The organism is Streptomyces sp. NPDC021100 (genome assembly GCF_044333095.1).
GTDB lineage: Bacteria > Actinomycetota > Actinomycetes > Streptomycetales > Streptomycetaceae > Streptomyces.
Genome location: NZ_JBIRQH010000029.1, coordinates 60,412 through 84,973 on the forward strand (window position 1 = coordinate 60,412; position 24,562 = coordinate 84,973).

20 protein-coding genes are annotated in these 24,562 nt (G+C 74.4%); 9 read left to right on the forward strand and 11 right to left on the reverse strand.

All coding sequences use genetic code 11. The annotated features are described in order from the left end of the window. Positions 1-60 precede the first annotated feature (60 nt). The 3 genes from ACH4PU_RS33545 to ACH4PU_RS33555 are packed head-to-tail and all read left to right on the forward strand — an operon-like array spanning position 61 to position 5,639. Positions 61-3,144: an amino acid adenylation domain-containing protein gene (locus ACH4PU_RS33545; protein ID WP_398280862.1), complete on the forward strand. Its 3,084-nt coding sequence runs from the start codon at positions 61-63 to the stop codon at positions 3,142-3,144. Continuing rightward, positions 3,141-4,373 carry a cytochrome P450 gene (locus tag ACH4PU_RS33550; protein WP_398280865.1) on the forward strand — a complete coding sequence of 411 codons (1,233 nt, stop codon included), beginning with the start codon at positions 3,141-3,143 and terminating at the stop codon, positions 4,371-4,373. Before ACH4PU_RS33545 ends, ACH4PU_RS33550 begins: the two co-directional genes overlap by 4 nt. 45 nt (positions 4,374-4,418) lie before the next feature. Beyond that, positions 4,419-5,639: a cytochrome P450 gene (locus tag ACH4PU_RS33555; protein WP_398280868.1), complete on the forward strand. Its 1,221-nt coding sequence runs from the start codon at positions 4,419-4,421 to the stop codon at positions 5,637-5,639. Positions 5,640-5,813: 174 nt separating this feature from the next. Here ACH4PU_RS33555 and ACH4PU_RS33560 read toward each other — a convergent pair whose 3' ends face one another. Together ACH4PU_RS33560 and ACH4PU_RS33565 are read right to left on the reverse strand one after the other, a co-directional pair. Further along, entirely contained in the window at positions 5,814-7,607 is a 1,794-nt protein-coding gene (locus ACH4PU_RS33560) for an FAD-dependent oxidoreductase (protein ID WP_398280871.1), read from the reverse strand. Between the two features lie 115 nt (positions 7,608-7,722). Further along, on the reverse strand, positions 7,723-9,261 hold the full coding sequence (locus ACH4PU_RS33565; RefSeq protein WP_398280873.1) for a helix-turn-helix domain-containing protein: 1,539 nt from the start codon (positions 9,259-9,261) through the stop codon (positions 7,723-7,725). 418 nt (positions 9,262-9,679) lie between these two features. On the opposite strand from ACH4PU_RS33565, the gene ACH4PU_RS33570 reads away from it, so the two are divergent. The 3 genes from ACH4PU_RS33570 to ACH4PU_RS33580 all read left to right on the forward strand — a co-directional run bounded on the left by ACH4PU_RS33570 (position 9,680) and on the right by ACH4PU_RS33580 (position 12,140). Beyond that, on the forward strand, positions 9,680-10,189 hold the full coding sequence (locus ACH4PU_RS33570) for a hypothetical protein (protein ID WP_398280876.1): 510 nt from the start codon (positions 9,680-9,682) through the stop codon (positions 10,187-10,189). Positions 10,190-10,639: 450 nt separating this feature from the next. Beyond that, the gene (locus ACH4PU_RS33575) at positions 10,640-11,671 is read left to right on the forward strand and encodes a hypothetical protein (protein ID WP_398280879.1); all 1,032 of its coding nucleotides are present in this window, start codon (positions 10,640-10,642) and stop codon (positions 11,669-11,671) included. A 10-nt stretch (positions 11,672-11,681) separates the two neighbouring features. Beyond that, positions 11,682-12,140 carry an alpha/beta hydrolase gene (locus tag ACH4PU_RS33580; RefSeq protein ID WP_398280882.1) on the forward strand — a complete coding sequence of 153 codons (459 nt, stop codon included), beginning with the start codon at positions 11,682-11,684 and terminating at the stop codon, positions 12,138-12,140. Between the two features lie 66 nt (positions 12,141-12,206). Here ACH4PU_RS33580 and ACH4PU_RS33585 read toward each other — a convergent pair whose 3' ends face one another. Further along, on the reverse strand, positions 12,207-12,653 hold the full coding sequence (locus ACH4PU_RS33585; RefSeq protein ID WP_398280885.1) for a hypothetical protein: 447 nt from the start codon (positions 12,651-12,653) through the stop codon (positions 12,207-12,209). 346 nt (positions 12,654-12,999) lie between these two features. Here ACH4PU_RS33585 and ACH4PU_RS33590 point away from each other — a divergent pair, with 346 nt between their 5' ends. Together ACH4PU_RS33590 and ACH4PU_RS33595 are read left to right on the forward strand one after the other, a co-directional pair. Further along, complete coding sequence (locus tag ACH4PU_RS33590) at positions 13,000-13,506, forward strand: hypothetical protein (protein WP_398280888.1); 507 nt, start codon at positions 13,000-13,002, stop codon at positions 13,504-13,506. Next, positions 13,460-14,128 (forward strand): hypothetical protein, encoded by a 669-nt coding sequence (locus tag ACH4PU_RS33595; protein WP_398280891.1) that lies wholly within the window; start codon positions 13,460-13,462, stop codon positions 14,126-14,128. Before ACH4PU_RS33590 ends, ACH4PU_RS33595 begins: the two co-directional genes overlap by 47 nt. 102 nt (positions 14,129-14,230) lie before the next feature. Here the strand turns inward: ACH4PU_RS33595 and ACH4PU_RS33600 are convergent, their stop codons facing one another. The 7 genes from ACH4PU_RS33600 to ACH4PU_RS33630 form a co-directional block, all read right to left on the reverse strand. After that, entirely contained in the window at positions 14,231-15,376 is a 1,146-nt protein-coding gene (locus ACH4PU_RS33600; protein ID WP_398280894.1) for a glycine amidinotransferase, read from the reverse strand. After that, a complete protein-coding gene (locus ACH4PU_RS33605; RefSeq protein ID WP_398280897.1) occupies positions 15,373-16,698 on the reverse strand; it encodes a hypothetical protein in 1,326 nt (441 codons plus the stop codon). Before ACH4PU_RS33605 ends, ACH4PU_RS33600 begins: the two co-directional genes overlap by 4 nt. Next, positions 16,695-17,939 (reverse strand): MFS transporter, encoded by a 1,245-nt coding sequence (locus ACH4PU_RS33610; RefSeq protein WP_398280900.1) that lies wholly within the window; start codon positions 17,937-17,939, stop codon positions 16,695-16,697. The genes ACH4PU_RS33605 and ACH4PU_RS33610 overlap by 4 nt, the downstream gene beginning before the upstream one ends. Next, positions 17,930-19,111, reverse strand: a complete 1,182-nt coding sequence (locus ACH4PU_RS33615) for an acetyl-CoA carboxylase biotin carboxylase subunit family protein (protein ID WP_398280903.1) — start codon at positions 19,109-19,111, stop codon at positions 17,930-17,932. Before ACH4PU_RS33615 ends, ACH4PU_RS33610 begins: the two co-directional genes overlap by 10 nt. Positions 19,112-19,123: 12 nt before the next feature. Then, positions 19,124-20,116, reverse strand: coding sequence for a tRNA pseudouridine(13) synthase TruD (gene truD, locus ACH4PU_RS33620; protein ID WP_398280906.1), 993 nt, complete (start codon positions 20,114-20,116; stop codon positions 19,124-19,126). A 73-nt stretch (positions 20,117-20,189) separates the two neighbouring features. Continuing rightward, positions 20,190-21,767, reverse strand: a complete 1,578-nt coding sequence (locus tag ACH4PU_RS33625) for a GMC family oxidoreductase (RefSeq protein WP_398280909.1) — start codon at positions 21,765-21,767, stop codon at positions 20,190-20,192. Beyond that, a complete protein-coding gene (locus ACH4PU_RS33630) occupies positions 21,760-22,350 on the reverse strand; it encodes an adenylate kinase (protein ID WP_398280912.1) in 591 nt (196 codons plus the stop codon). The genes ACH4PU_RS33625 and ACH4PU_RS33630 overlap by 8 nt, the downstream gene beginning before the upstream one ends. A 125-nt stretch (positions 22,351-22,475) precedes the next feature. Between ACH4PU_RS33630 and ACH4PU_RS33635 the strand changes: the two genes are divergently transcribed. Beyond that, a complete protein-coding gene (locus tag ACH4PU_RS33635) occupies positions 22,476-23,852 on the forward strand; it encodes an aspartate aminotransferase family protein (protein WP_398280915.1) in 1,377 nt (458 codons plus the stop codon). On the opposite strand, the gene ACH4PU_RS33640 is transcribed toward ACH4PU_RS33635, so the two are convergent. Next, a complete protein-coding gene (locus ACH4PU_RS33640) occupies positions 23,788-24,519 on the reverse strand; it encodes a hypothetical protein (RefSeq protein ID WP_398280918.1) in 732 nt (243 codons plus the stop codon). The two genes, ACH4PU_RS33635 and ACH4PU_RS33640, sit on opposite strands and share 65 nt — an antisense overlap. Positions 24,520-24,562 lie beyond the last annotated feature (43 nt).

The following is a 24,562-nucleotide window of genomic DNA, read 5'->3' on the forward strand; positions in this document are numbered from 1 at the left end:
GCCGCAACCGACCCACCGCACACCGCACACACCCGAGCCGGAAGGACACCCCACCCGCACATGACCGACACAGACGTCTCCTTACGCCCCCAGCCGACCGCGCACACCGCACCCCCGCCCGGCTACCCGCGGGACCGGCTCATAGCCGAGCTGTTCACGGCACAGGCGGCCGCCCGCCCGGACGCCCTCGCGGCCCGGCACGGGGAGCGCACCCTGACCTACGGCCGGCTCGACGCCCGCTCCGACGCCCTGGCGACGCGCCTGCGCTCGCACGGCGTCGAGCCGGGCGACCTGGTGGGCGTCTGCGGCAGTCGTTCCCTCGAAGCGCTGGTCGCGCTGCTGGGCATCCTCAAGGCCGGCTGCGCGTACGTCCCGCTGGACGCGGACCTGCCGCCGGCCCGGCTGCGGGCCATGGCGGAGGACGCGGGCCTGCGCGCCGCGGTCACCCTGCCGGGCGGCGAACGCCCGGTGCGCGGCTTACGCGTGAGCATCGGCCTCGACGACGAGGAGACGACCGCCGCCGCCCCCGAAAGCCCCGCCCCCACCCGTACCGCCTCCCCGGCCGACCCCGCCTACGTGGCCTTCACCTCCGGCACCACCGGCCGTCCCAAACCGGTGGCCATACCGCACCGCGGCGTCGTCCGTCTCGTGCTCTCCGACCCCGAACTGCCGCCGCCCGGACCGGGCGACCGGGTCCTGCACGCCTACGGGCTGTCCTCCGACGCCTCGACGATAGAGATCTGGAGCGCCCTGCTCACCGGCGCCTGCCTGGTCATCGCCGACCGCGCCGAACTCCTCTCGCCCACCGCCCTGGAAGACCTGCTGCGCACCCGGCGGGTCACGGTCGCGTACCTGACGACCAGCGTCTTCCACCTCCTCGCCCGGACCCGGCCCGAGGCCCTGGCGGGACTGCGCTTCGTGTCGGCCGGCGGCGAGGCGATGGACCCGCGCCTGGCCAACGCCGTGCTGGCGGCCTGCCCCGGCACCACCGTCGTCAACTTCTACGGCCCGACCGAGAACGCGGTCGTCTCCACCGCCCATGTGCTGCGCCCGCTGCCCGACGACGCCGGGCACGTGCCCCTCGGCCGCCCCTTCGGCGCCTCCACCTGCCACGTCCTGCGCCCGGACGGCACGCCGGCGGCGCCCGGTGAGGAGGGCGAGCTGTACGTCGGCGGGGACGGGCTGGCCCTCGGCTACCTCGGCGACGCGGCGCTGACCGCCGAGCGGTTCGTCACCCTGCCCGCCGTGGAGCCGGACGGGCCGCTGTACCGGACCGGCGACCGGGCCGTCCTGACGGCCGGCGGCCTGCTGGAGTACCACGGCCGGCTGGACCGGCAGGTGAAGCTGCGCGGCGTCCGCGTCGAACTCGACGAGGTCGAGGCCCGGTTGCGGGCCCACCCGGCGGTCGGCGAGGCCGCCGTCGAAGCCGAGGACGGGGCGCTGACCGCGTACGTCACCCCCGCCGAGGCCGGCGGCCCGCTGCCCGTACCGGACCTGCGCGCGTACTGCGCGCAGTGGCTGCCCGCGCAGGCCGTCCCGGCGCTCGTGCCGCTCGACCGGTTCCCGGTGACCAGCGGCGGCAAGGTGGACCGCGCCCGGCTGAAGGCCGCGGCCCCCGCCCCGGAGCCGGCGGGGGAGGACCTCCCGGTGGAGGACGGCCTGCTCGGCGTCCTCGCGGAGGTGTGGCAGCAGGTCCTGCGCGTCCGGCCCGCCGCCCAGGACCGGTTCTTCGACCTCGGCGGCGACTCCCTGCTCGCCTCCGAGACCGTCACCCGCACGCTCGCCGTCCTGGGCCTGGACGCCGCCCACGGCTCGGGCCTCGTCAGGGCGCTGCTGGCCGCCCCCACCCTGGAGGGCTTCGCCGCGGCCGTCCGCGCGGCACGCCACGGCACCGCGGGACCGGCCGGCCCGGCCGCCGACTTCGTCAAGGAGGCCGAGCTCGGCTTCGACCTCCCGCCCGCCGCCGGCCCCGCCCCGCGCCCCCACGACCCGCGGCACGTGCTGCTCACCGGCGCCTCCGGGTACGTCGGCGCCTTCCTCCTCGACCGGCTGCTGCGCTCCACGCGGGCGCGCGTCCACTGCCCGGTGCGCGCGTCGAGCCGGGCGCACGCCGAACGACGGGTGCGCACCGCGCTCGCCCGCTACGGGCTGCACCCGGACGAGGCCGCGTGGCAGCGGGTGGAGTGCTTCCCCGGCGACCTGACCGAGCCCGCCCTCGGCCTGCCCGACGCGCACACGGCCGACCTCTCCCGCACCCTGGACCTCGTCGTCCACAACGGCGCCCACGTCAACTTCCTCTACCCCTACGAGGAGTTGCGCGCCGCGAACGTCGACGGCACCCGGGAGATCGTCCGCATCGCCGCGCCCCGCCGCGTCCCCGTGCACTTCGTCTCCACCGTCGCCGTCGTCGCCGGCTTCGGCGCGGCCGGGGTGCGCGAGGTGGACGAGGACCTGCCGCTGGACCACGCCGACGCCCTGACCATGGGCTACGCGGAGAGCAAATGGGTCGCCGAGGGCGTGCTGCGGCAGGCCGCCGAACAGGGCCTGCCGGTCGCCGTCCACCGGCCGTACGAGGTGACGGGCGACTCGGCGCGCGGCGTGTGCAACACCGAGACGGCCATCTGCTCGCTGCTGAAGATGATCGCCGACACGGGTCTGGCCCCGGACATCGCGCTGCCCATGGACTTCGTCCCGGTGGACCACCTCGCCGCGGCCCTCGTCCACATCGCCACCCACGAGCCGGCCGACGGCCGCACCTACCACCTCACCAACCCGCGCCCGGCGATGCTCTCGGACGTCCTGGACCGGATGCGCGCCGCCGGCCACACCCTGCGGACGCTGCCCTACGAGGAGTGGGTCGCCGCCCTCGTACGCCACGTCGCCGCGCACCCCACGGCCGCCACGGCCCCGTTCGTGTCGCTGTGCGTCGACCGCGGCCGCACGACGGACCGGTCCGTCAAGGAGATGTACCTCCAGGACACCTTCCCCGTGCTGGGGCGGCGCAACGCCGAGGCGGCCCTGGCCGGCAGCGGGCTGGACTGCCCGCCGGTCGACGCCGCCCTGCTCGACCGCTACCTGGAGTACTTCCACACCTCCGGCTACCTCACCCGCCCCGCGACCGGCCCTTCGGAGGGGACCGCATGAGCGACACCGAAGCCGTGGACGCCGTCATCAAGGTCCCCGCGCCCGAGCCCGGCAGCGCCGGATCGCCGTGCGCCTACGCCCGGCTGCGCACCGAACAGCCCGTCGTCAGGGCGGAGCTGCCCAACGGTGAGACGGGCTGGATCCTCAGCCGCTACGAGGACGTGCGCGCCGCCTTCGCCGACCCCCGGCTCGTCCGGCCGCTGCTGTCGGCCTGGCCGCCCCGCGAGGGCGCCGACGCACCGCCGCCGTGCCTGCCCACCTTCCTGGAGATGACCGGCGAGCACCACGAGCGCGTCCGCCGCACCGTCCTCCCGCTGTTCGGGCGCCGGAGGCTGGAGTTCATGGTCCCGCGCGTCCGGGCCATCGCCGGGGAGCTCCTCGACGCGATGGTGGCCGGGGCGCCGGACGGCACGGCGGACCTCGTCCCCGCGTACGTCGAACCGCTCCCGCTGCGGGTGCTGTGCGAGACCGTCGGACTGCCGTACGAGGACCGCGACGTCTACCTGCCGCACACCCTCGCCCTGCTCGGCGCCTCCGGGCTGACGATGGAGGAGGTGCTGGCCGCGCTTTATGCGCTCCAGGACTACGCGTCCGACCTCATCGCCCGCAAGGAGCGGGAGGGCGCGCGGGAGGGGCAGGACGGGGACTACGTCCGCCTGCTGCTTGCGGAGAGCCGTCGGCGGGACGGCGGTCTGACGCGCGACGACGTCGTCAGCTTCGTCGTCACCATGCTCATGGCCGGCTACAAGACCAACATCCAGCACACCGGCAACGCCCTGCTCGTGCTGCTCGGCCACCCCGAGGAGCTGCGGAGGCTGCGGGAGGAGCCCGCGCGCATCGGCGCCGCCGTGGAGGAGCTGCTGCGCTACGTACCGCTGATGAACGCGATCAACATCCTCGTCGCCCGGGAGGACCTCACCCTGCACGGGCAGCGGATCCGGGCCGGTGACGCCGTCGTGCCCGTCCCGGCGTCGGCCAACCGGGACCCCGCGGCGTTCACCGACCCCGACCGGCTCGACCTGACCCGCTCGCCCAACGCGCACGTGGCGTTCGGGCACGGCCCGCACGCCTGCACCGGCGGCCACCTGACCCGGCTCCAGCTCGCCACCGCCATCGAGGTGCTGCTGGAGCGGCTGCCCGGCATCGAACTGGCCGAGCCGGCCGCCTCGCTCCCCTGGGACGAGACGACCCCGCTGCGCGCACCGGCCCGGCTGCCGGTGCGCTGGTGACGCCCGTACCGCCCCCCCGCGCCGACGAGAGAGGCCCCCACCCCCGTGACCACACCGCACACCGACATCAGCGGGCCGCGCGAAGAGCCGCTGCCGCGCTACCCGTTCAGCACCAAGGGCGACCGCCTCGCCCCCGAGCTCACCGAGCTGCGCGGCCGCTGCCCGGTGGCCCGCGTCGGCACCAACTCCGGCGGTGAGGCGTGGCTGGTCACCGGCTACGACCTCACCCGCCACGTGCTGCGTGACCGGGCCTTCGCCCGCTCCGTGCTCGCCGAGGCCGACAGCCCGGCGCAGGACGCCCCTATCCTGGCGCCCGAACTGCTGGACGCCATGAACCACCTCAGGAAGGCCGGGCTGCGCGACGAGGTGCTCAAGGCCCTCGGCCGCGACCAGCCCGACCTGCCTGACGCGTGGGTCGCCGAGGCCACCCGCGAGGGCCTGGACGCCATGGTCCGCGAGGGCGCGCCGGGCGACCTCCAGAAGCACTTCGCCGAACACGTCGCCGCCCGGTGCATGCTCCGCCTCCTCGGGCTGCCCTTCGAGGACCGCGCCTACCTGGCCCCCCGCGCCGACGTCGACCTGACGATGGTCACGTACTCGGACGAGGAACTCGCCCGCAACTGGGAGGAGATCCGCCGGCACATGGACGCCCACATGGCCGCCCGCCGCCCGGGCGAGCCGCGCGGCCTGGCGGACCGCCTCGCCGACCTCAACGCCCGCCACCAGGGCCTGACGGACCGGCAGTTGTCGAACATCGTCGCCGTCCTCTTCGTCAGCGGCTACGAGGACTTCGCGAGCTTCCTGGGCGTGGCGGCGTTCAACCTCCTCCAAAGGCCCGAAGCGCTCAGGAAGCTGAGGGAGCACCCGGAGACGGCACCCCAGTGCGTGGAGGAGCTGCTGCGCTACAGCGTCGTGCTGGGCAACGCGATCCCGCGCTACGTCACCCGGGACACCGAACTCGGCGCGGCGTCCCTCAAACGGGGCGACCTCGTCCTGCTCTCCCTGGACGCCGTCAACTACGACCCGGCCGCCTTCACCGCCCCCGAGACCTTCGACCCGTCCCGCTCGCCCAACCCGCACCTCCGCTTCGGCTACGGCCGCCACCACTGCCCCGGCGCCCACCTGGTCCGCCGCCATTCGGCCACGGCGTTCCGCGTCCTCGTCGACCGCCTCCCGGACCTCCGCCCGGCGGTCCCGGCCGCCGAGGTCCCCTGGCACCCCCACCGGATGGCGATCATGCCGGCGGAGATCCTCGCCACCTGGTGAGCGATGGGCCCGGCGTACGTCCACCGGTGTTGCCGGGCCCGTGCGGACCGGCCGACGCCGACGCCGCCCGGGCCCGTACGGCCCGGTCGACGTCGACGTCGGCGTCGGCCGAAAGCCGGCTCCGCTCGCCGGTCCGGCCGGAGCGAGGCCGACCCGCCGTCCCGGTGGGCGCCGTCAGCCCAGGTCGAACACGTTGGGCCGGCCGGCCTCGTACCGGGCCCGGTCCTGCCGGTGGAACGGTTCCAGCTCCGGAGGGCGGTACAGCGGCCAGACGCGGCAGGGCGGCGCCGGGGAACCGTCCGCCTCCAGCAGGGCGTTGACCGCGCGGCGCGCCGACTCGTTCGCGCCCTCCATCGTGGCCAGGTCGACGTCCGTGGCCACGTAGTCGCCGGCCAGGAAGAAGTTCGGCACCGCCGTCCGGCTCGGCGGGCGGTCGAACCAGGTGCCCACCGGGTGGATGAAGAGCTGTTCGCGGTTGACCGGCGAGGGACCGCCCAGACCGGTGACGGCCGGGTCGATGAACCAGGTGTGGACGTCCGCGTCGTCCAGGACCCGCCGGCCGGTGTCGTTCAGACCGGCCTTCAGCTGCGCCCACACCTCGCGCGCGACCTCTTCGCGGGTGCAGCGGATGGCCGGCTTCCCGTACAGGATCCCCGGCTTGCGCCACTCCGAGACGCACACGGACAGGCAGTCGGCCACCCGCCCGTCGCCGTAGTCGGCGCGGAAGTCGCGGCCGGGCCAGAACTGGGCCTGGCTGATGGTCGTGAGGGCCCAGGGCGAGTCGATGTGGTCGGTGTGCCCGTGGACGATGGGCGTGCGGGTGCGCAGGAAGTACTGCACACCGACCATCCAGTCCGTCTGCAGCCGGTCGCAGCGGGCGAGCCGCCCGTCCGCCGCGCGCAACTCCCGGCCCCAGGTGGCGCGGGCGTGCTCGACGGGCAGGGCACTGAGGTAGTGGTCGGCGGTGACGCGGCGGTCGGCCCCGCCGAGCGGGGAGCCCAGCCGGACACCGGTGATCCGCCCGTCCCCGTACAGCACTTCCCGGACCTCACCGCCCAGGACGAATCGGACGCCGAGGGAGCGCAGATGGCGCACCCAAGGGGTGATCCACGCCTCGTCGGTCGGCGCGTTGAGGACGCGGTCGGGCTCCCCGTCGTTGCCCCGGGACAGGACGTTGCAGAGGAACGCCTGGATGATGCGGGCCACGGTCCGGGTGCTGGCCACCTCGGCCTTGATGGCGACGAGATTGCGGGTCATGCCGGTGCCGAGGAGATGGCGGTAGTCCCGCGACATCCGGTCGGCCCGGATGAAGTCCCACCAGGGCACCCGCTCCCACTGCCCGAAGCGGCGCTGCTCGCAGCTGGTGAGGTGCACCAGCAGCCGGTTGGCGAAGTAGGCGACCTCCGTGGGCGGCAGGTGCAGGACAGTGTCCAGCGACGCGGTCAGATTGCGCAGCAGCGCGTCCGGCAGCAGCGTCGCCGGGTCCGGCGGGGCGAGGAGGGTACGGAAGGGGACCGTCAGGTCGGGGCGGCCTCCCGTGCGCACCACCAGGCCGTCGGTCGCGTTCATCAGGTTGTCGTGGACCGATCCGCCGCCGTCCGGCAGCGGGATGCGCCGCATGGTGTCGGGGAGGTTGCGGTAGAAGCCGGGGAAGAAGCGGAAGCCGTGCTCGCCCGGAAGCGGGCGGCGGCCTCCGGTGCCGCTCCCCGGCACGTACTTGCTGCGCGCCTTGCCGCCCAGCGCGGTCTCGCGTTCGTAGACGGTGACCAGGTAGCCGCGTTCGGCGAGTTCCTGTGCGGCGCTGAGCCCGGCGACGCCACCGCCGAGGACGGCCACGCTGCGGCCGGGACCCGCCCGGCCGCCGGCGCCGGCCCGGCCCGCCCCCACGAGCACCGCCCCGCCCGCCCCGGCCGCCGCGCCCAGGAACTCCCGCCGCGTCCGTCTTCCCGCTTCCGCCGCGTTCCGCATGTGCCCCACCGAACGCTCCCCACCGATGCTCCCCGCCGAACGGCCCATGCCCGGGACAACGACGGGGCCGCCCGCAGGTCATGGGGGCACGAGGACGACGGACCGGCGACGGACCTCAGGGTTCCGTCGGGGCGGCCAGGACGAGCGCCCGCCGGGCCAGCCAGAGATCGTGGCGGGCGGTCGGCGGACGGAGGAGCGAGCGCTGCAGGACCGCTTCGGCGCGCACCAGGCGCTTGCGGACGGCGGTGACCGACAGGGACAGGGCCGCGGCCGCGGCGTCGACGCGTGCGTCGTGGTCCAGCCACGTCTCCAGCGTCCGGACCAATTCGCCCGACGGGTCCCCGGCGGCGAGCGGCCGGAGCTGGACACGGGCCCAGCGGGTGACGGCGGGGTGGGCGAGCAGATCGTCGAGCCGGTGGACCGCCGCCTCGCCCCGCGGCGCCGGACCGGGCGCCGTACCGGCCGGGTGGGCCGTGGTGAGGACGCGCAGGGCGAGAGCGAGAGCGGACTGGTCGGCCAGCCGGTCGAGGTCCGTGTCCAGGCACCGTGCGATGTGCTTGAGCCGCGCGGCCAGGGTGTTGCGGTGGATCTTGAGGTGCTCCGTCGCCCGCGACGAGAAGTGGAGCCACGACGCCGCCGTGGCGAGCAGTTCGGCGCTCCCGGGATCCTGGGGCCGCCGGGCGCCGTGTTCGCGCAGCGGGGCGAGGAACCGCTCGGCCCAGGCGGTCGCGGCGGGGCCGATGAGCAGCGGCAGGTCCGGGCTGGACGTGAAGGACGCGCGGCGGTCGGCCCGGTGGCGGGCGGCGGCCAGCGCGTGGAACGCCTGCGCGTACCCCGTGACCGTGTCCGCGAGCGGTACGGCGTCGCTCACCCCTGCCCAGCAGGGACCCGGCGCCGTCCGGAGGCAGTCCGGGAGATGCTCCTGAGGCTGACCGCCCGCGGCGGGGGTGCCGTCGGCCGCCGGGGCGAGGACGATCAGATGGGCTTCGTACACCGGGCACGGCACGATCCACGCCTCGGGGGCGCTGCCCCTCAGGTGGGCGGCGATCTCACCGCGCGCGGCGGGCGGGCCTTCGACGACGCAGACCCGGACCGTGTCGGGCAGCCGGGGCCCGAGGGCCCCCGCGACCTGGCGGGCGGCCACGACGTGACCGTTCATCAGCAGATGCAGCACCACTTCCCGCGTGCGGTTCTCGGCGGCTTCGAGCCGGGAGCGCAGCCCCTCGGTGTGCTCGGCCCTCCAGCACAGGCCCAGGATCGACGCGGCGTCCGCGAGCAGCGGTGCCGCCCCGCCGGTGTCCGGCCGCGGCGCCACCGCCGCGAGCACGGGCGCGACGGGATCACCCTGGGCGTCCAGGGGATACAGGAAGACGGTGTGCCCCGGTACGTCGATGGCCATGGATCGCGCCCGTCTTCGGGCGAGTTCGCCCACTCCGCACCGGATCGCCCGCCAGACCGCTTCGCCGACCGCGTGGCGCGGCGGCCGGCCGGAGGACAGCACCACCCCGGAGGGGCCGACCAACAGCACGTCCGCGCGGCTGCGTTCGGCGAGCCGGCCGAGTACCGCCTGGGAACCTCCCTTACGGGCCGCCCGCTGCAGGGCCAGCACGTCGTCGGCCCGTTGCGCCGGCCCCCCTGCGCCCGTGATGTTCACGGCTCGGCCGGCAGCAACACCGAGCGCCCCCGTCCCGCTGGCCATCCTGCAACCCCCAGAAGAAAGAAGAGCCCGCCCGGGACCCCGTCACCTCCGGACGGCCGCACCGCTCCGGCCGGGCTCGCGTACACGTACCGGCTCAGCGTACTGATCCGGCCGTAGGGAGATCACTCGCTTGTTTCGTGCCCGCCTGCCCGGCGACGACACGGCCCGCTGTGCACGGCGGCACCGGAACCCCGCCGTCACCGTGCGGGACGACACCCGGCGCCGTGAGGGCCGGGGCTACTTTTTCGCCCGGCGCGATCCGCGCGGGCCGCGAGCGGGCGGCGTTCCGGGATCCGGGGAAATCCCGTCCCGGAACGCGCGCCGCGTACCCGTCGCCGGCCCCGCGGCGCACAACCCCGAGAGGAAGAGAACCATGTCCACGTCACGCGCAGCCAGATCCGTGTTCCTCGCGGCTGCCATACCCATGGCCCTGCTCGCCTCGTCCGGAGCGGCGTCGGCGCAGGACGCCGACGTCACCTGGACCAACCAGGCCACCTACGACTGCCTGCGCTCCAGCACCTCCCGCAACGCGGTGTGGACCAACCCGCAGGGCAAGGACTACGCCTGCCGGTCGCTGGGCGGAAGCCTGGGGGAGGTCCAGTGGCATGACGACAACAGCAACCTGGAGAACCCCGACGGAGCCTGGGCCGAGAAGACTCCCGGATCCAACGGCAAGTGCCTGACGGCTTACGAGCGGTCGGTCTACCTGGAGCCCTGCTCCGGCCCGGTCAACTACTACGAGCAGTGGTACGAGGAGTGGGACGGCAACTACAAGGCGTTCCGCCTGAAGAACCGCCAGTCCCGGCTGTACCTCACCGCCGACAACGACGGCAACGTCAGCATGACGGGCTGGGCCAACGACCGTCACCAGCTCTGGAAGTAGCCGCCGGTACGCGGTGACCGGCGCCCGGAAGGGCGCGGACTCGGCTGGGGCCACGGCGGATGCCCCAGCCGGGCCGCCCGGGGGCCGCTCTTGGTCCGGGGCGGCAGGGGAAGCAGGGGGCTGGGTATTCCCATGCCCCCGCACCGCCATGTCCGGATGTGACAGAACCACGTCATCGCGGCCACGGTGCCGGAGCCCGGACGATGGGCACATGCACCAGACGCACCACCGCGGCCCCTGACGGCCATCAGGGACCTCTTCGGCCCGTCGCCCTCCGGGTGCGGGACCTCACCCCCTGAGGCACGAGCGGCCCGCGCCTCGGCGAACATGCCGTACGGCGCACCCCGCACGCCGTACGGCGGCCGGACGAAGACCGCTCCGTCGCACGGGGGAGGAACCCCGTCCCGTGGCATGACGAGCCGCCGGGCCCGGCGCGTCAGAGTCGGGTCCATGCCTGATCACTCCGAACGCCGAGCCCGCCGGCGCCGGCTCCTCGCCCGGTTCGCCGTCGTCGCGTGCCTGCCGTATCTGACACTGAAGCTGCTCTGGGTCGTCGGGGCCGACGTCGGGGTGCGGGACCTCGGCAGCCTGTCACGGGGACAGTGGATCGCGGCCAACGCGGTCACGTTCGGGATGGACGCGATCGCGGCGCTGATCGCCCACGTCCTGACCCGGCCCGGCGGGCGGCACGTCCGCGCGTGGCTGATCCTCTTCCCGATGTGGGTGGCGACGGGCATGCTCGTCTCGCTGATGATCGCCCTGCCGGTCGGCCAGGGCGTCATCGCGGCGACCGGCGCGGAGAACCCGGCCCTGTCCGACGACATGCTCAGCCCCTGGGTGTTCGGCGTCGTCTACGGCGGGCTCTGCGCCGAAGGGCTGGTCCTGCTCGCGGCGTTCACGCTGTACGTCGACGAGCGCTGGGGCGGCCTCCTGCGCACCCGCGTCCGGGACCTGGCCGATCCGGCCGGCACCCAGGGCATGCAACGCGTGCTCACCGGGCTCGCCCTCGGGTTCCTCGTCTGCTCGGGAGCGCTCCGCCTGCTGTGGGGACTGGGATCGGACGCCGGCATGAACGCGGAGTGGATCGCCCGCCGGAACGCCATCGGCCGCACCCGCGACCTGGTGCACGGCCTGGGGGCACTGGCCGGGGCGGCCGGCCTGTACGCGCTGGTGTTCCGCCGGTGGGGACGGGCACGGGTGGGCGTGCCGCTGGCGATGGCCTGGACGGGGGTCGGTGTCGCCTTCGCGGCGGGCGGCTGGATGGACGTCGGGCGTTCGCCGGCCACCTCGGCCCTGCTGGGCGTGAGCGACACCGCCGACCTGATCGCCGGCCTGCTCACCCTGTGCGTCGGCTGCTTCGCACTGACGGAACTCACGGAACTGACCTCGGGCAAGGGCGGATTGGTCCCCTCGCCCGCCACTCCCGACGCCCGGCGCCTCGCCGCCACCGGATCCCACCCGGCTCCGGGCCCGCACCGGTGAGCGTCCGTCGTTGGGCACTGTCGGCCGTGCGGCGCTCCGACTGCCGCCGCCAACCGCGCGTTCGGCGAGAGCTGCCTGCGCCGGACCGGCGAACCGGCGAGGCACCTGTCCGCCGACGCACACCGACCGCCTGCGCCGCACGGCGCCCCGCTTCGGCGCCACGGTGTTCTGGGACATCGCCGGGGACTGCGCCGGACACCCGTCACCGGTCACCGATCCGCCGCGCGTACCCCGGGTCTCCCCGCGCTCCGGAATCCTCCTCGCCAACAACCTCCACGACCCGGCCACCCCGCTGACCAACGCCCTCGCCGTCCTGCGCCGGCTCCCGGCCACCACCCGGGTCCTGCTCGCCGACGCCGACGGCCACGGCGCCGCGTACACCTCACCGTGCGCGAGCGAGGCGTTCGCGCACTACCTGAACGACCCGGCCGGGCAGCCGCCGTACACCATGTGCTCCACGTCGGGGTGACGGGGAACAGGAGGGACGGCCGGACCCGGTACCCGGCGGCCGCCCCTCCCGCACATCCCTACCGGGTCACTCCTCGCCGAGCGGCCGGATGAACTCCAGGGTCCAGGTCTCCTGGAACTCCGGCTTCGGCGGCGTGAATTCGAGCTGCGCGCCGCGGTGGCCGGCGCGCAGGGCGAGGCCCTTGTCGGAGAGGATCTTCACGCCGCCGATGACGCGCTCGAACGTGAACTTCGCCCACTCCGGGCGGGCGACGGAGTTCACCCACAGCTTGTCCTCGTGGATCACGAGGCCGCCCGCCTCGTGGTACGCGAGGTGGATCACATAGGGCGCGCCCGGCATCGGCTCGACGGGCTCGACGGCCCACTCCTGCTCGATCGGGAGCGGGTTCAGCCGGTCGGTGATGACGGGAGCGCCGTGCTTGACGGCGTACTCGGTGGCGGTCAGCAGGGACGTCGGGCCGATGATGTGGGCGTGGACCTTGTAGATTCCGGGCTTCACCGGAATGGGAGCCATGGCGGGGTTCCTCTCTCGCGGTCCGTGCGCCGACGGCCGGTCGCCGCCGGGCGCGTTCCCTCCATCTCAGGGTCTCCGCGCGGCCGGCACAGGACCGGATGCGGCCAAGCCGAGAACGCACGAAAACGATCGGTCACCCTTGCGAACGCCGCCCGCGAGCCCGAACCGCGGACGAAAGGATCGGCCGTATCCGTCACCCGGTGGCCGACACGCCCTCGACGATCGGCGGCACCGACGGTGTGGCACCACCCGGGACAGACGCAGACCGGCCGCTTCGAAGAGCGTCCGGAAGTCCTCCGCGCACTTCCCGCCCGTCAGCGAGGCCACGAGCCCGTACGCTCGCCCCATGCCGCGCCACCCGAACACACCCCGCCGGCTGGTCGTCGACGGGCGGGCGTACCTGTGGACGCTCCGCCACAGCCACCGCGCGCCGGAAGGCGGCCGGTCGGTGGGCTGCTGCCAGACCCTCACGCTGTACCCGCGGCCCGCCGGCACCGGCGGTGTGCTGCGGGTCGTCTTCGGCGAAGGGCCGGGCCGGTACGTCCCGGGCGGTTTCCCGCTGGGCTCCGGGGACGTGGGGTACGTCCGGGGCGTCTCCCTGAACCTGCACGAACCGGGGGCCGTGCGCGCCCTGTTGGATGTGGCGACAGCCCATGGGTGGCGGCCGGGGGAGGGGCGGGCGGTGGAGGTCGACGGCTGGTCGCTGCTGGACGCGGCGGTCGCCGGGCGGGGAGCGGGGAACGGGTTGTCAGTGCCGACGAGTACGGTGGGTGGTGCCATCGAGATCACCTCACCAGGGGGGAGCCATGACCGCGGAACCGAACGTGCCGTCCCGGGGAACCGCGGGCGGTGAAGCGCCCGTCCGCACGTCCGCCGAGGACCCGACCGACCCGACCGCGATCCTCGCGGAGCAGCGGGCGCTCCAAGCCGAGGCCGACGAGGTCGTCGCCGACCTGGAGCTGGCCGGACCGCTGGCGGAGCGCGGCGAGGCCGTGCGCGTGGGCAGTTCGGCGCTGGGGCTGATGGTGCGCCGGGACATCGACATCACCGTGGTCTGCCCGGACCTGGGGGACGGAGTCAAGAAGGCCGTCGCGGACATCGGCGCCGCGCTGGCGGTGCACGACCGGGTCCGGCAGGTCCGCTTCCGCGACGACACCGGGCACTGGAACACCGACCCGATGTACCCGGACGGCCTCTACCTGGGGGTGGAGTACCGCTCGGAGGCCGGACGGGAGTGGACGCTCGACATCTGGTTCGTCGACGAGCCCGACCGCCAGCCCGACCTCGCGCACGTGCGCGCCCTGCCGCCACGGCTGACCGACGCGCACCGCGTCCGCATCCTCCGGATCAAGCAGGCGCTCGCCGCGCGGCCCGGCGACGGCACCCCCGGTTACGACGTCTACCGCGCGGTGCTCGACCACGGGATCGCGACGCCCGGGGAGTTCGACGCCTGGCGCGCCGGTACGGGGGAGTGACGCGCTGGTACGGGCGGGTGAACGGCATGGAGGCGGACGGCGGGAGGAGGCGTGCGGACCCACGCCCCCTCCCGCGCGCTCACGCCGCGGCGCCGGGCCGGGTCAGACGGCGGGGGCGACGGGCGTGTAGTCCAGCCGCGGGAAGTAGTCCTCCCGCCCGCCTTCCCGGTGCACGTCCCAGGTCGCGCAGTGCAGCGACCCGCCGTACTCGAAGACGTCCCGGAACGGCACCGGGAGCACCTCGAAGCCCAGCTTGTCCAGCAGATCGTGGAGCGGCTTCTCCCGCTCCTCGCAGACGACCTTGTCCGGGGAGACGCTGAGGACGTTCATCGACAGCCACTTGGAGGACTGGCAGTAGCGCGGCATCTCGTCGTTCGCGGACGTCGGCTGCGGCGCCTCGACCAGCTCCCACCCGTTGTCGTGGAACATCCGCTCCTCGCCCTCCCGCAGCGGCCGCTCCGGATTGGTGAGCACCAGCCCCGGACGCAGCGGCACGAAGGTGCAGTCGATGTGGGAGGGGAAGAAGTCGAGGGGGAAGTGCACCGGGTGCACCCGGAAGCCCCGCGGCTCCAGGTGGCGCTTGAGCCAGTGGATGCCGGCCCGGTTGGTGGTCATCGACTCCTGCACCAGGATATCGCGGCCGAAGCGGCTCATGTCGGCCGCGTCGAAGACCACTTCGTCCTGGGTGACGCAGAACTCCGAGTTGTGCATCTCGGCGTGGCGCTTCTCCAGCGGCCACTCCCAGAAGTCCTCCCGGTACATGGCGTCGGCCATGGACGGCTTGGGCGCGACGGTCCACGTGACGCGGGGATCGGCGTTCCAGTAGGAGTAGACCAGCTTCCGGTACGCCTGGTACTCGAAGTAGCGGGCCCGCCGCGACATGGTGGCCTCGACGATCTCGTTGCCCAACGTGATCATCACATCGCGCGGGCACACCACGCAGTACTGGTTGGCCACTTCGAACGTCGGCGTCTTCACGGAGCGCGTGAGGTCGACGGCGTCCGGGCGGCGCACCGTGACGCCCTGCGCCTGGAGCACCCGCACCAGGCCGTCCAGCTGCTCGTTGGCCCGGTCGACCATCTCGGCCGGCTTCGGGCCGGTCGGGAAGGGCTCGTCCGAGTCGCGCAGGGCCGGCCGGTAGCCGGGTTCGGACGGCTCGAAGCAGGCGCTGTCGGCGACGCCGACGATGATCTCCCGCAACGGGTCCCATTCGTTCCAGGAGTTGACCAGGGGAGTGGAGTGGTTCATGCCGTACACCTTTCGTCGTTCGGTTCACACGGCGGGAGAGGGAGAGCGGAGGAAGGATCGAGAGGGAAGGCACGCAGGCCCGGTTCGCCCAGGCGGGCCGCCGCGCGCGCACACGCGGGCCCGGCCCGGTGGTCCGGACCGACGGGCGCGGCCTCGACGCGCGTCGCGCCCACCGCCAGGGACGCCGACGGCACGGCCGCCACCAACTCCCGCACCAGCCGCTCCAGATCGGTACAGGTGACCGCGTCGAACCCCGGCAGGCGCTCCTGCACCGCCCGGTGGTAGAGGTAGAGCGGAAAGTCCGGCAGGGCGGCCCGCAGCCCGAGGCCAGACGCGTGCCGGGGATTGAGCTCGGTGGCCGTGAAGCCGTCCGGGGTGAGCAGCCCGTCCACGCTGAACAGACCCCGGTAGCCGGTGGTCCGGACGAGCTCCGCGCCCGCGCGGCGCGCCGCCCCCCGGATGTCGTCCTCGGCCGCCGCGCCCGGCCGCCAGAACGTGGAAGAGCCGCAGAACAGGAGCCGCCCGGTGGCCGGGTCGCCGAGGGTGACGATCTCGATGGGCGAGAACACCGCCACCCCGTCCGCCAGGGCCATGCCCAGCACACTGCACGGCACGCCGTCCTCGAAACGGGCGACGCGCACCCGCTCCGCGCGGCCGGCGAACTCCCCGACGACGTCCGGGAGGCGGCCGGGATCGGGCACCCAGCGCAGCCCGAGCGCGTCCCCGACGTGGCCGCGGGTGGAATCGGCCGCCACCACGACCCCGGCAGGCCCGGCCACCCCCGCAGTCTCCGCCGGCCCGGCCACCCGGTCCCCTCCGGACGGCGCCCGAAGCAACTGATTCACGACGGCCACGAAGTACGGCGGAGAAGCCACGCCGGCCGCCTCCCACAGCCGGTCGATCGTGGTCTTGTCCTCGACGGCGGCCCACTCCGGCCGCCGCCACCCGTGCACCGGACGCCCGCAGAACTCCGCCACCCCCGTGCGGGGCGTCCCCAGCGCCACCCACGCGCGCGCCGGATCCAGGGCGTCCAGCCAGGCCCGTACCCCCGCGGACGGATCCCGCAGCCACGCCTCGAACTCCGGACGCGTCAACTCCCCTTCCGTGTCCGAGCAGTACCACCCCGGGCCGACCCGCGGCGCCCCGGGCCCCGGCCCGGTACGGGCGACGACGGCACCCACCTCGGCCCCGCACACCCGCAGCTCGTCGACCAGCGAACGGGCCCGGTGATCGAAGTCGTCGAGCAGCAGCACCGCCCGGCGCCCGGCCCAGAACCGCCGCAGCGCCTCGGTGACCGTCCCGGTGAACTCGGTGGGATTCATGCCTCTCCCTTCCGGCCGACAGCGGCGAGGCGCGCCGCGCGCGCCGCCGTCCTGTCCAGCCCGCGATACACGACGACGGCCACCAGCAGCGCACAGGCCATCACCAGCCACGGCGTGCCGCCGGACACCGAGAACAACAGGGTGTGCACGGCCGGCCCCAGCGCCCCCGACACCCCCCAGACCAACTGGTAGAAGGCGCTGTAGCGGCCGGCGTCCGCCGCCGACGCGAATGACAGCACGATGGTCATGGCCACCGCCCCGAACAGCGCCTCCCCCAGGCTGAACAGCAGGACCAGCACGGCCACCAGCGCCGTCGCCCCCGCCGTGCCGAAGCGCCCGGCCGCCACCAGCCCGCCCAGACCCGCCGCGATCAGCAGCGCGGCCAGCGCCATCAGCCGCATCGGGGGCCGCTCCCGCCCCAGCCGTAACGCCAGCGGCTGGAACGCCGGAATGGCCACGCACGAGAGCACATACGCCGCCGGCGGCGTCCACACCGGCATCTCCAGCCACCGCAGATACACCGGCAGGATCGAGTCGAAGGCGACGCTGGAGAGCGTGATGGCGAGCGTCGCGCCGGTGAAGGCGAGGAAGCGGTGGTTGGCGAGCACCGTCCGGTACGAGGCCGCGGGCACGTCGCCCCCGCGCGGGTCCGGCGCGGGCGGCACCCGACGCCCGGTCACCCGGAACAGCACCGCGGCGACGGCGAAACTCACCGCGTTGACCAACGGAATGCTGTGCCACAGCACCGCCCCGCCACCGTCCTCGAAGGACGCGCCCAGAGCCACCCCCAGCGCACCCACCCCCAGGCCCACATTGCGCAGGCTGTTCAGCAGGGCGAACATGCCGCGCCGCGCCTGCTCGGTGGAGGTGACGGCGGCCACCAGCCCGCCGTGCGCCGCCCAGTACAGGCGGTCGCCGAAGCTCACCGCGAAGGCGACGGCGGCCACGGCGGCCGGCCGGTCGGCGGCCAGATAGCAGGGGAACGCGACGGCGCGGAGCGCGCAACTGAGCGTCGCCGCGCGGAACGGACCCATGCGGTCGGCGAGCGCGCCCACCGCCAGCCCGCCGGCCAGCAGCGCGGCCAGCGACCCGGTACTGAGCGCGGCCCCCGCCGACGTGAGCGCCATCCCCTGCCCGTACGTGAAGTACAGCAGGGAGAACGTGATCCACACGCCGCTGCCCAGCGCGTCCACGACCATGGCCGTCATGAACCCGCGGGCGCGGACCCCGGTCACTCCCATCGGACGGCCCCGGCCCACCAGTCGTCGACCTCGCGCAGCACGTCCTCCAGGGGGCGCGCGTCGTCGACGCGGAAGACCAGTTCGGCGACGCGGTCCGTGCTGGACGCCGGCCCCCGGTAGCGCGCGCCCACCCGGCCGCAGGCGGTGTAGCGGACGGTGCCGGGGAGCGGGCAGGAAGCGGGGAGGCGCCGGAGGACACCGGACCGCGGCGGGAACCAGGCCCAGCCGTGCCGCGGCCGGCCGCCGGCCACCTCGACGCCACTGATCCGTCCGGCCTGACCGCGCACCTGGGCCGCGTACGGCTGGACGCCGGTGGTGAGCTCGTACGCCTCGGGGATGCCACAACCCCCCGGCCGGCAGGCGATCTCGCACAGCACGATCCCGTCGTCCGGCGTGTGGAAGAACTCGGCGTGGAAGGCCGTCACCTCCGCCACCGGAGGCAGCGCGGCGACGGTGTCGGCGGCGGCCGCGCACAGCCGCTTCGCCGGCGGCCCGTCCGGCGGGAGCATGCCGCTGACGCTCGGGAGGCCGCGAACGGCCGTGTCCAGATTGGAGTGCAGGTAACGCGAGGCGACGGCGTGCAGCACCCGCCCGCCGGCCATCAGCCCGTCCACATGGCACACCACCCCGTCGACGAACCGCTCCACGAGCAGCTCCTCTCCTGTCGGCGGGCAAGCCGCCGCCGAGGCGTCGCGCAGCACCCGCACCCCCACCGAGCCGCCCCCGTCGGCCGGTTTCACCACCACCGGGAACCCGTGCCGCGCGGCGAACGAGCGGACGCCCTCCGCGTCGCGCACCCGCGCCATCGGCGCCACGGGCACACCGCCCCGCGCCGCCAGGCGCTTCATCCGGTACTTGTCCCGGTAGGCCAGGGCGCTCTCCACCGACTGGCCCGGCAGCCCGTGCCGCTCCCGGGCCCGCGCCGCGCGCACGACGTCGATCTCCGCCGTGGTCAGCACCCGTTCGACCGGGTGGTCACGGCAGAGCGCGTCGATGACGCGGTCCACCGCCGCGTCGTCCTCGTAGTCCGGCACCGTCTCGACGTGCCGGAAACCCCCGAGCGGCACCCCCGCCGCCGCCGGGGCCGCCGTGACGACGACCAGAGAGGCGGCGGGCAGCCAGCCGGGCACGTCCGCCAGGATGGGCCTGCGGTTGAGCAGCAGCAAAGCCATGGCCGGCCCTCGTCATCGCCGGGTCATGAGCTGGCGCAGCGCCGTCGTGGCGTAGCTGCCGGAGGGGAGCTGGAAGCTCAGCTCGACGGCCCGGCGGCCCGGGAAGGCGTCGTCCGGGCCGTGCGCGCCGGCCGTCACCAGGGTCTGCACCACCGTCGGCCGCATGACCCGGTGCTCCTCGGGCCCGTCCGCCCACGTGTAGCGGGTGTACGCCAGCTCGGGGCAGCGCGCCTGCAGGGCGGCGGCCGCCCGCGCGCCGGCCGGGAAGCGGTAGGGCAGACCGTCCACCGTCACGTCCTCGGCGTCCTCGGAGCCGAGCAGCCCGCGGATCTCCGCGTTCCACCGGTACGACGAGTGCGCGGCCAGGTAAAAGGCGACCGTGCGCGGGTCGAGCGAGCGGAAGAAGTCCTCGTCGGAGCCCGACCAGTCGCGGGCGGAGGCGCTCTCGGGCGCGCCGAGCCCGGCGAGCTCGTGCCGGGCCCGCGCCCACTCCTCTTCCAGGAGCGCCGCGCCGACGAGATGGGTGCGCTTGGGGCCGCCGGGCACGCCGAAGCGCTGGGTGTCGTAGTAGTTGACGAACAGCAGGTTGATCCGCTGCCGCTCGACGAGCCGTCCGGCGGCGCCGTCGTCCAGGTCGCGCAGGACGACGCGGAAGGCGTTGCCGTCGAGCCTGCCGACGGCCAGCGGCTCGTGCCCGTATCCGTAGTGCGCCAGCCGTAACCGCCGCTCGCCGTCCGGGAATTCGGGCAGCCCGCCGGCGAGCGCCCGGGCGGGGACGGACAGCAGCTGCTCGGTCACCCCGTCCTCGTCCTTGAGCCCGGCGTACCGCACCTCCCGGCCGGTGACGCCGATGCGGTCGGCGAGGAGGCGGACGGCTTCCATGGTGGTGTAGCCACGCTTGTGCAGCAGGACGTAGCGGTGCGCGGCCGAGGCGTCGTCGGTGAGCCGGACGACGAGGTTCTCGCGGACGCGGAAGTCCTCGGGACGGTGCTTGAGTACGAACAACGCTGTCTCCTCGCGGGAAGTGTGGGCCGCCACGCGCCGGGACGGCCCGGCCGAAGGGGTACGGGAACGGTGCTCAGCCGCCGAGGGCCGCGACGCGTTCCCCCACCGCGATGGCCGCCAGATTCGTGTTGACGCGCAACGGCACGGGGATCACCGACGCGTCCGCCACTCGCAGCCCCTCCACCCCGTGCACCCGGCAGCGCTCGTCCACCACGGCCCCGGGCTCGTCACCGGACCCCATGCGCGCCGTCCCCATCGGGTGGTGCGCCGTGCGCGCCGCCCGCCGCACGAAGTCGTCCAGCGCGGTCCGCGACCGGATCGTCTCCGCGTCCATGTCGATGATCTCCTTGGCGAGCGCCGTGAACGCGGGCTGCCGCAGCAGCTCCCAGCACAGCCGGACCCCCTCGCGCTGGCGCCGCAGATCCTCCGGGTCCCGCGCGTAGTCGACGGCGATCCGCGGCGGTACGGCCGGGTCGCGTGACACGGCGGTGACCGTCCCCCGGCCGCGCGGGGCCATGAGGTTCGAGGTCATCATGAACGCCCGCCCGTCCGGCACCCGGCCGGCCACCTGCGGGGCGTACACGTCGAGTTCGACGTGGTTGAGGGCGTACACCTGCATGTCGTCGGCGGTGTCCGAACCCGGCGCGGTGTAGCGCAGCACCACCTGGGCGCAGGGGTCGCGCGGGTCGCAGAGCCCGCCCGGCCGGGGGATGACGCCGATGGCGACCTGCGAGTGGTCGACGAGACCGGCCCCGACGCCGGGCAGGTCCGCGACGATCCCGACGCCCAGCTCCCGCAGGACGGGGGCCGGGCCGACGCCGGAGCGGTGCAGGATCGCGGGGGTGCCGTACGCGCCCGCGCAGAGGGTCACCCGCGCCCCGCGCACCTCGGCCGGGCCGACGGGCCGGGCGCCGTCCGCCCGCGACAGCGCGACACCCGTCGCCCGTGTCCCCTCGAACAGGACCCGGTCCACCAGGCAGCCCGCCAGGACCGTCAGGTTGGGGCGCCCGCGCGCGGGATCGAGGTAGGCGCCGGCCGTGGAGACGCGGACCCCGCCGTCGGCGAGGTTGAGCGGCAACGGCCCGACCCCGGTGGCCCCGGGCGCGTTGTGGTCCTCGGCGTACGGGTGCCCGGCCGCCGTCGCGGTGTCCACCAGCGCCGTGGACAGGGGCGTCCACGAGGCACGCGGCGCGCGGCGGACCGGCAGCGGGCCGGCCGTCCCGTGGTGCGGGCCGCCGAAATCGGCGTCCGCCTCCAGGCGGTTGAGGTAAGGAAGGATCTCCGGCCACGACCAGCCGTCGCCGCCCGCGGCGCGCGCCCATAGGGCGAAGTCGTCCGGGACGGGCCGCAGGGCGAGGCAGGCGTTGACCGCCGAGCAGCCGCCGACCACCTTGCCGCGCGGCAGGGGCAGCGGCGTGCCGTCGTCGCGGACGGCCGTCAGCGCCCAGTCGTGGGCGACCATCGACGGCGTACACCCGTTGCGCAGGTCCTCCGGCAGCCGGGAGCCGGCCGGGTAGTCGGGGCCGGCCTCGACCAGCAGGACCCGCCGGCCGGAATCCTCGGACAGCCGGGCGGCGAGCACCGCACCGGCCGAACCCGCGCCGACCACGATCTCGTCGAACTCCCTGAGCTCCTGTGTCTCTTCACGCACGTGCGACGCTCCTCTCGTGGCCCTGCCGGATCAGCCAGCGCGCCAACTCCGCGGGGCGGGTGAACCGCAGCACGCGCGGCCCGTCCCCGCGGCCGGCGGCGGCCAGCGCCCGCAGCTCGTCGCGCGTGCCGTGCCGGGTGGCCCAGCCGTAGCGCAGAATGTTCTCGGGGTCGGTGAACACCGTGCGCAGCGGCGCCTCCTGGTTGCCGCTCCACAGCACCTCGCGGTGCAGGGAGCGCTGCAGCGTCCGCAGCAGCAGGCTCGTCATGGTGAGGCCCGTGGGGTAGTCGAGCCAGACGAGCAGATCGGCGCGGTCCGCCAGCACCCCGTTCACCTCGGGGTAGTGCCACTCGGTGACCCAACGGGGCTGCCGCGTCGCCCGCTCGACGTCGTCGGCGAACCCGGGGCGTACCGTCCAGCCGGGCCCGTAGTAGAGCGCGTCCAGCTCGATGCGGGGCAGGCCGAACAGGGCGGCGAGCTTGCCGGCCACGGTGGTCTTGCCCGCTCCGCTGCCGCCCGCGACGAGGACGCGGTCCGGCGGGCGGGGCAGGGGGCGCGCCGGGTCGATGACGTGCAGGGGCACCGTCGATTCCTCTCCACCGGTTCGGGGCCTGCGGACCGCAGCCATGATCGCCGCGACTCCGGTGATCGGGACCCTCACAGGTGTACGGGTGTGCCGGGACGGCGGTTCGCTGCATGATCCTCTGCATGTCGACCGCCAACGCACCGACTGCCAACGCACCGACCGCCGACGCACCAACCGTGGACGTGGACGCAGGCGTGGAGGTGAACGCAAGCGTGGATATGGACGAGGCGACGGCGCGCGAGCGCGACCACCGCTTCGTGTGGCACCCGTGGTCACCCGTGAGAAAGGACCCCGGCGACGGCCCGATCCTGCTCTCCGGCACCGGCTACCGCGTGCGCGACGCCTCCGGACGGGAGTACCTGGACGCGATGGCGTCGGCCATGAACTCCAGCTGCGGATACGCCCATCCGGCCCTGATCGCCGCCGCCGGACGGCAGCTCGCCCGGCTGCCGCACTTCGACCTGAGCGTCGGCACCCACCTCCCGGTCGGCGGGGTGGCCGAGCGGCTCGCCGGACTGCTGCCGGGAAAGCTGGGCCGGACGCTGTTCGTCAACAGCGGCTCCGAGGCGACCGAGGCGGCGGTGCGCGTCGCCCACGGCTACTGGCGCAACCTCGGCCGGCCCCGGAACCGGATCGTCACCCTCGCGGCCGGCTACCACGGCACCACGCTGGTCGCCCAGCACCTCTCCGGCCTCCCCACCAACGCCACCCACGCCCAGGCACCCTTCCCGGTGACCCGGGTGGAGTTCCCGGTCGAGCCCCGCCGGCTGCGCGCCCCCGAGTCGCTGGCGCCGCTGGTGGCCGCCTTCGAACGGGCCGTGCTCGACGGGGAGCCGCCGGCGGCCGTCTTCGTCGAGGCGTTCGTCAACGTCGGCGGCGGTGTGGTGCTGCCCGCCGGCTTCCTGCGGGCGCTGCGCGAGCTGTGCGACCGCACCGGCGCCCTGCTCGTCCTCGACGAGGTGTTCTGCGGCTTCGGCCGCACGGGCCGGATGTTCGGCTTCGACCACGAGGGGATCACACCCGACCTGGTCACCATGAGCAAGGGCCTGAGCGGCGGTTACATCCCGTTCGCGGCGCTGAGCACCACGGAGGCGGTCTACCGCACCTTCGCCGACGACCCGTTCATCGGCGGCCTGCGCTACGGGCACACCACCGGCGGACACGCGGTGGCCTGCGCGGTCGCGCTGACCGTCCTCGACGTCATCGAGCGGGAGGACCTCGTGACCGCGTCCGCCGCGCGCGGGCGGCAACTGCTCGACGGTCTGCTCCCGCTGGACGAGCACCCCGAGGTCGCCGACGTCCGCGGACTGGGGCTGGTCGCCACGGTCGAGTGCCACCGCGAGGAGTTCGCCGCCGGCACGGTCGCACGGGCCCGCGAACGCGGCGTACTGCTGCGCAGGCAGGGACGCGCCGTGATGGCCATCCCGCCGCTGGTCATCGACGAGGCCGGGGTGAACGAACTGGTCGACGCGGTGGGGCAGGCCGTTGCGGGCGGCTGAGCCGCTGCGGGAGCAGGCCCAGGTGGCGCTCGTCCACCAGGCCGGAGCGCAGCGCCATCGCCACCACCGCCTCGCGCTTCCAGTAGGAGCGCTTGCCGTCGGCGGCCCCCGCCCACTCGGTGACCTGGAGCTTCTCCGTGGCCAGGTAATTGATGTGGTGGTTGACGGCGGCGCGGCTCATCGGGGGAGTACGGGAACCGCCGCGCAGCCGGTCGATGACCTCGGCGGTGGTGGGCACCGCCCCGGGCGGATAACCGCGGAGCTGGGGTTCGCACAGGGCCACCAGGACGCGGAAGTAGGCCGACCGCTCGTCCAGCCGCGGCCAGTTGGACGCCGTGTCGGAAGCGGCGGCCGCGGCCAGATAGCTCGGCTCCGGCCCGTACACGTTCACCACGCCGATACGGCGGGCCACCGGAAGGACGAGCCGGGCCAGCTCGAAGGGAATGGGGAAGTCTCTCCGCCGCGGGGGAACTTTGACGAACTCGCCGCCGCGTTCCATGTTTTCGACGAAGTAGGTGTCCTCGGCGTGCAGATTGGTGACGGACCAGTGCCCCGGATGGCCGGCCACCACGGCGGCGGAACCCGGCTGCCCAGGCCGCCGGTCGGCGGGGAGGGCGGATAACGCGAGGACGGATAATGCGTCGGTCCCCCGGTCGTATCGGATCAATGCACGGTCGCCTTCCCCGATTTCACGTCTCTCATGCGTCGCG

Excerpts from the sequence above, each read along its gene's own strand:
- ACH4PU_RS33610 (WP_398280900.1), bottom strand. The coding sequence starts at position 17,939 with ATGGGAGTGACCGGGGTCCGCGCCCGCGGGTTCATGACGGCCATGGTC.
- ACH4PU_RS33595 (WP_398280891.1), top strand. The coding sequence starts at position 13,460 with ATGACCGCGGAACCGAACGTGCCGTCCCGGGGAACCGCGGGCGGTGAA.
- ACH4PU_RS33560 (WP_398280871.1), bottom strand. The coding sequence starts at position 7,607 with ATGCGGAACGCGGCGGAAGCGGGAAGACGGACGCGGCGGGAGTTCCTG.
- ACH4PU_RS33585 (WP_398280885.1), bottom strand. The coding sequence starts at position 12,653 with ATGGCTCCCATTCCGGTGAAGCCCGGAATCTACAAGGTCCACGCCCAC.
- ACH4PU_RS33545 (WP_398280862.1), top strand. The coding sequence starts at position 61 with ATGACCGACACAGACGTCTCCTTACGCCCCCAGCCGACCGCGCACACC.
- ACH4PU_RS33605 (WP_398280897.1), bottom strand. The coding sequence starts at position 16,698 with ATGAATCCCACCGAGTTCACCGGGACGGTCACCGAGGCGCTGCGGCGG.
- ACH4PU_RS33635 (WP_398280915.1), top strand. The coding sequence starts at position 22,476 with ATGTCGACCGCCAACGCACCGACTGCCAACGCACCGACCGCCGACGCA.
- ACH4PU_RS33550 (WP_398280865.1), top strand. The coding sequence starts at position 3,141 with ATGAGCGACACCGAAGCCGTGGACGCCGTCATCAAGGTCCCCGCGCCC.
- ACH4PU_RS33575 (WP_398280879.1), top strand. The coding sequence starts at position 10,640 with ATGCCTGATCACTCCGAACGCCGAGCCCGCCGGCGCCGGCTCCTCGCC.
- ACH4PU_RS33600 (WP_398280894.1), bottom strand. The coding sequence starts at position 15,376 with ATGAACCACTCCACTCCCCTGGTCAACTCCTGGAACGAATGGGACCCG.
- ACH4PU_RS33590 (WP_398280888.1), top strand. The coding sequence starts at position 13,000 with ATGCCGCGCCACCCGAACACACCCCGCCGGCTGGTCGTCGACGGGCGG.
- ACH4PU_RS33615 (WP_398280903.1), bottom strand. The coding sequence starts at position 19,111 with ATGGCTTTGCTGCTGCTCAACCGCAGGCCCATCCTGGCGGACGTGCCC.
- ACH4PU_RS33570 (WP_398280876.1), top strand. The coding sequence starts at position 9,680 with ATGTCCACGTCACGCGCAGCCAGATCCGTGTTCCTCGCGGCTGCCATA.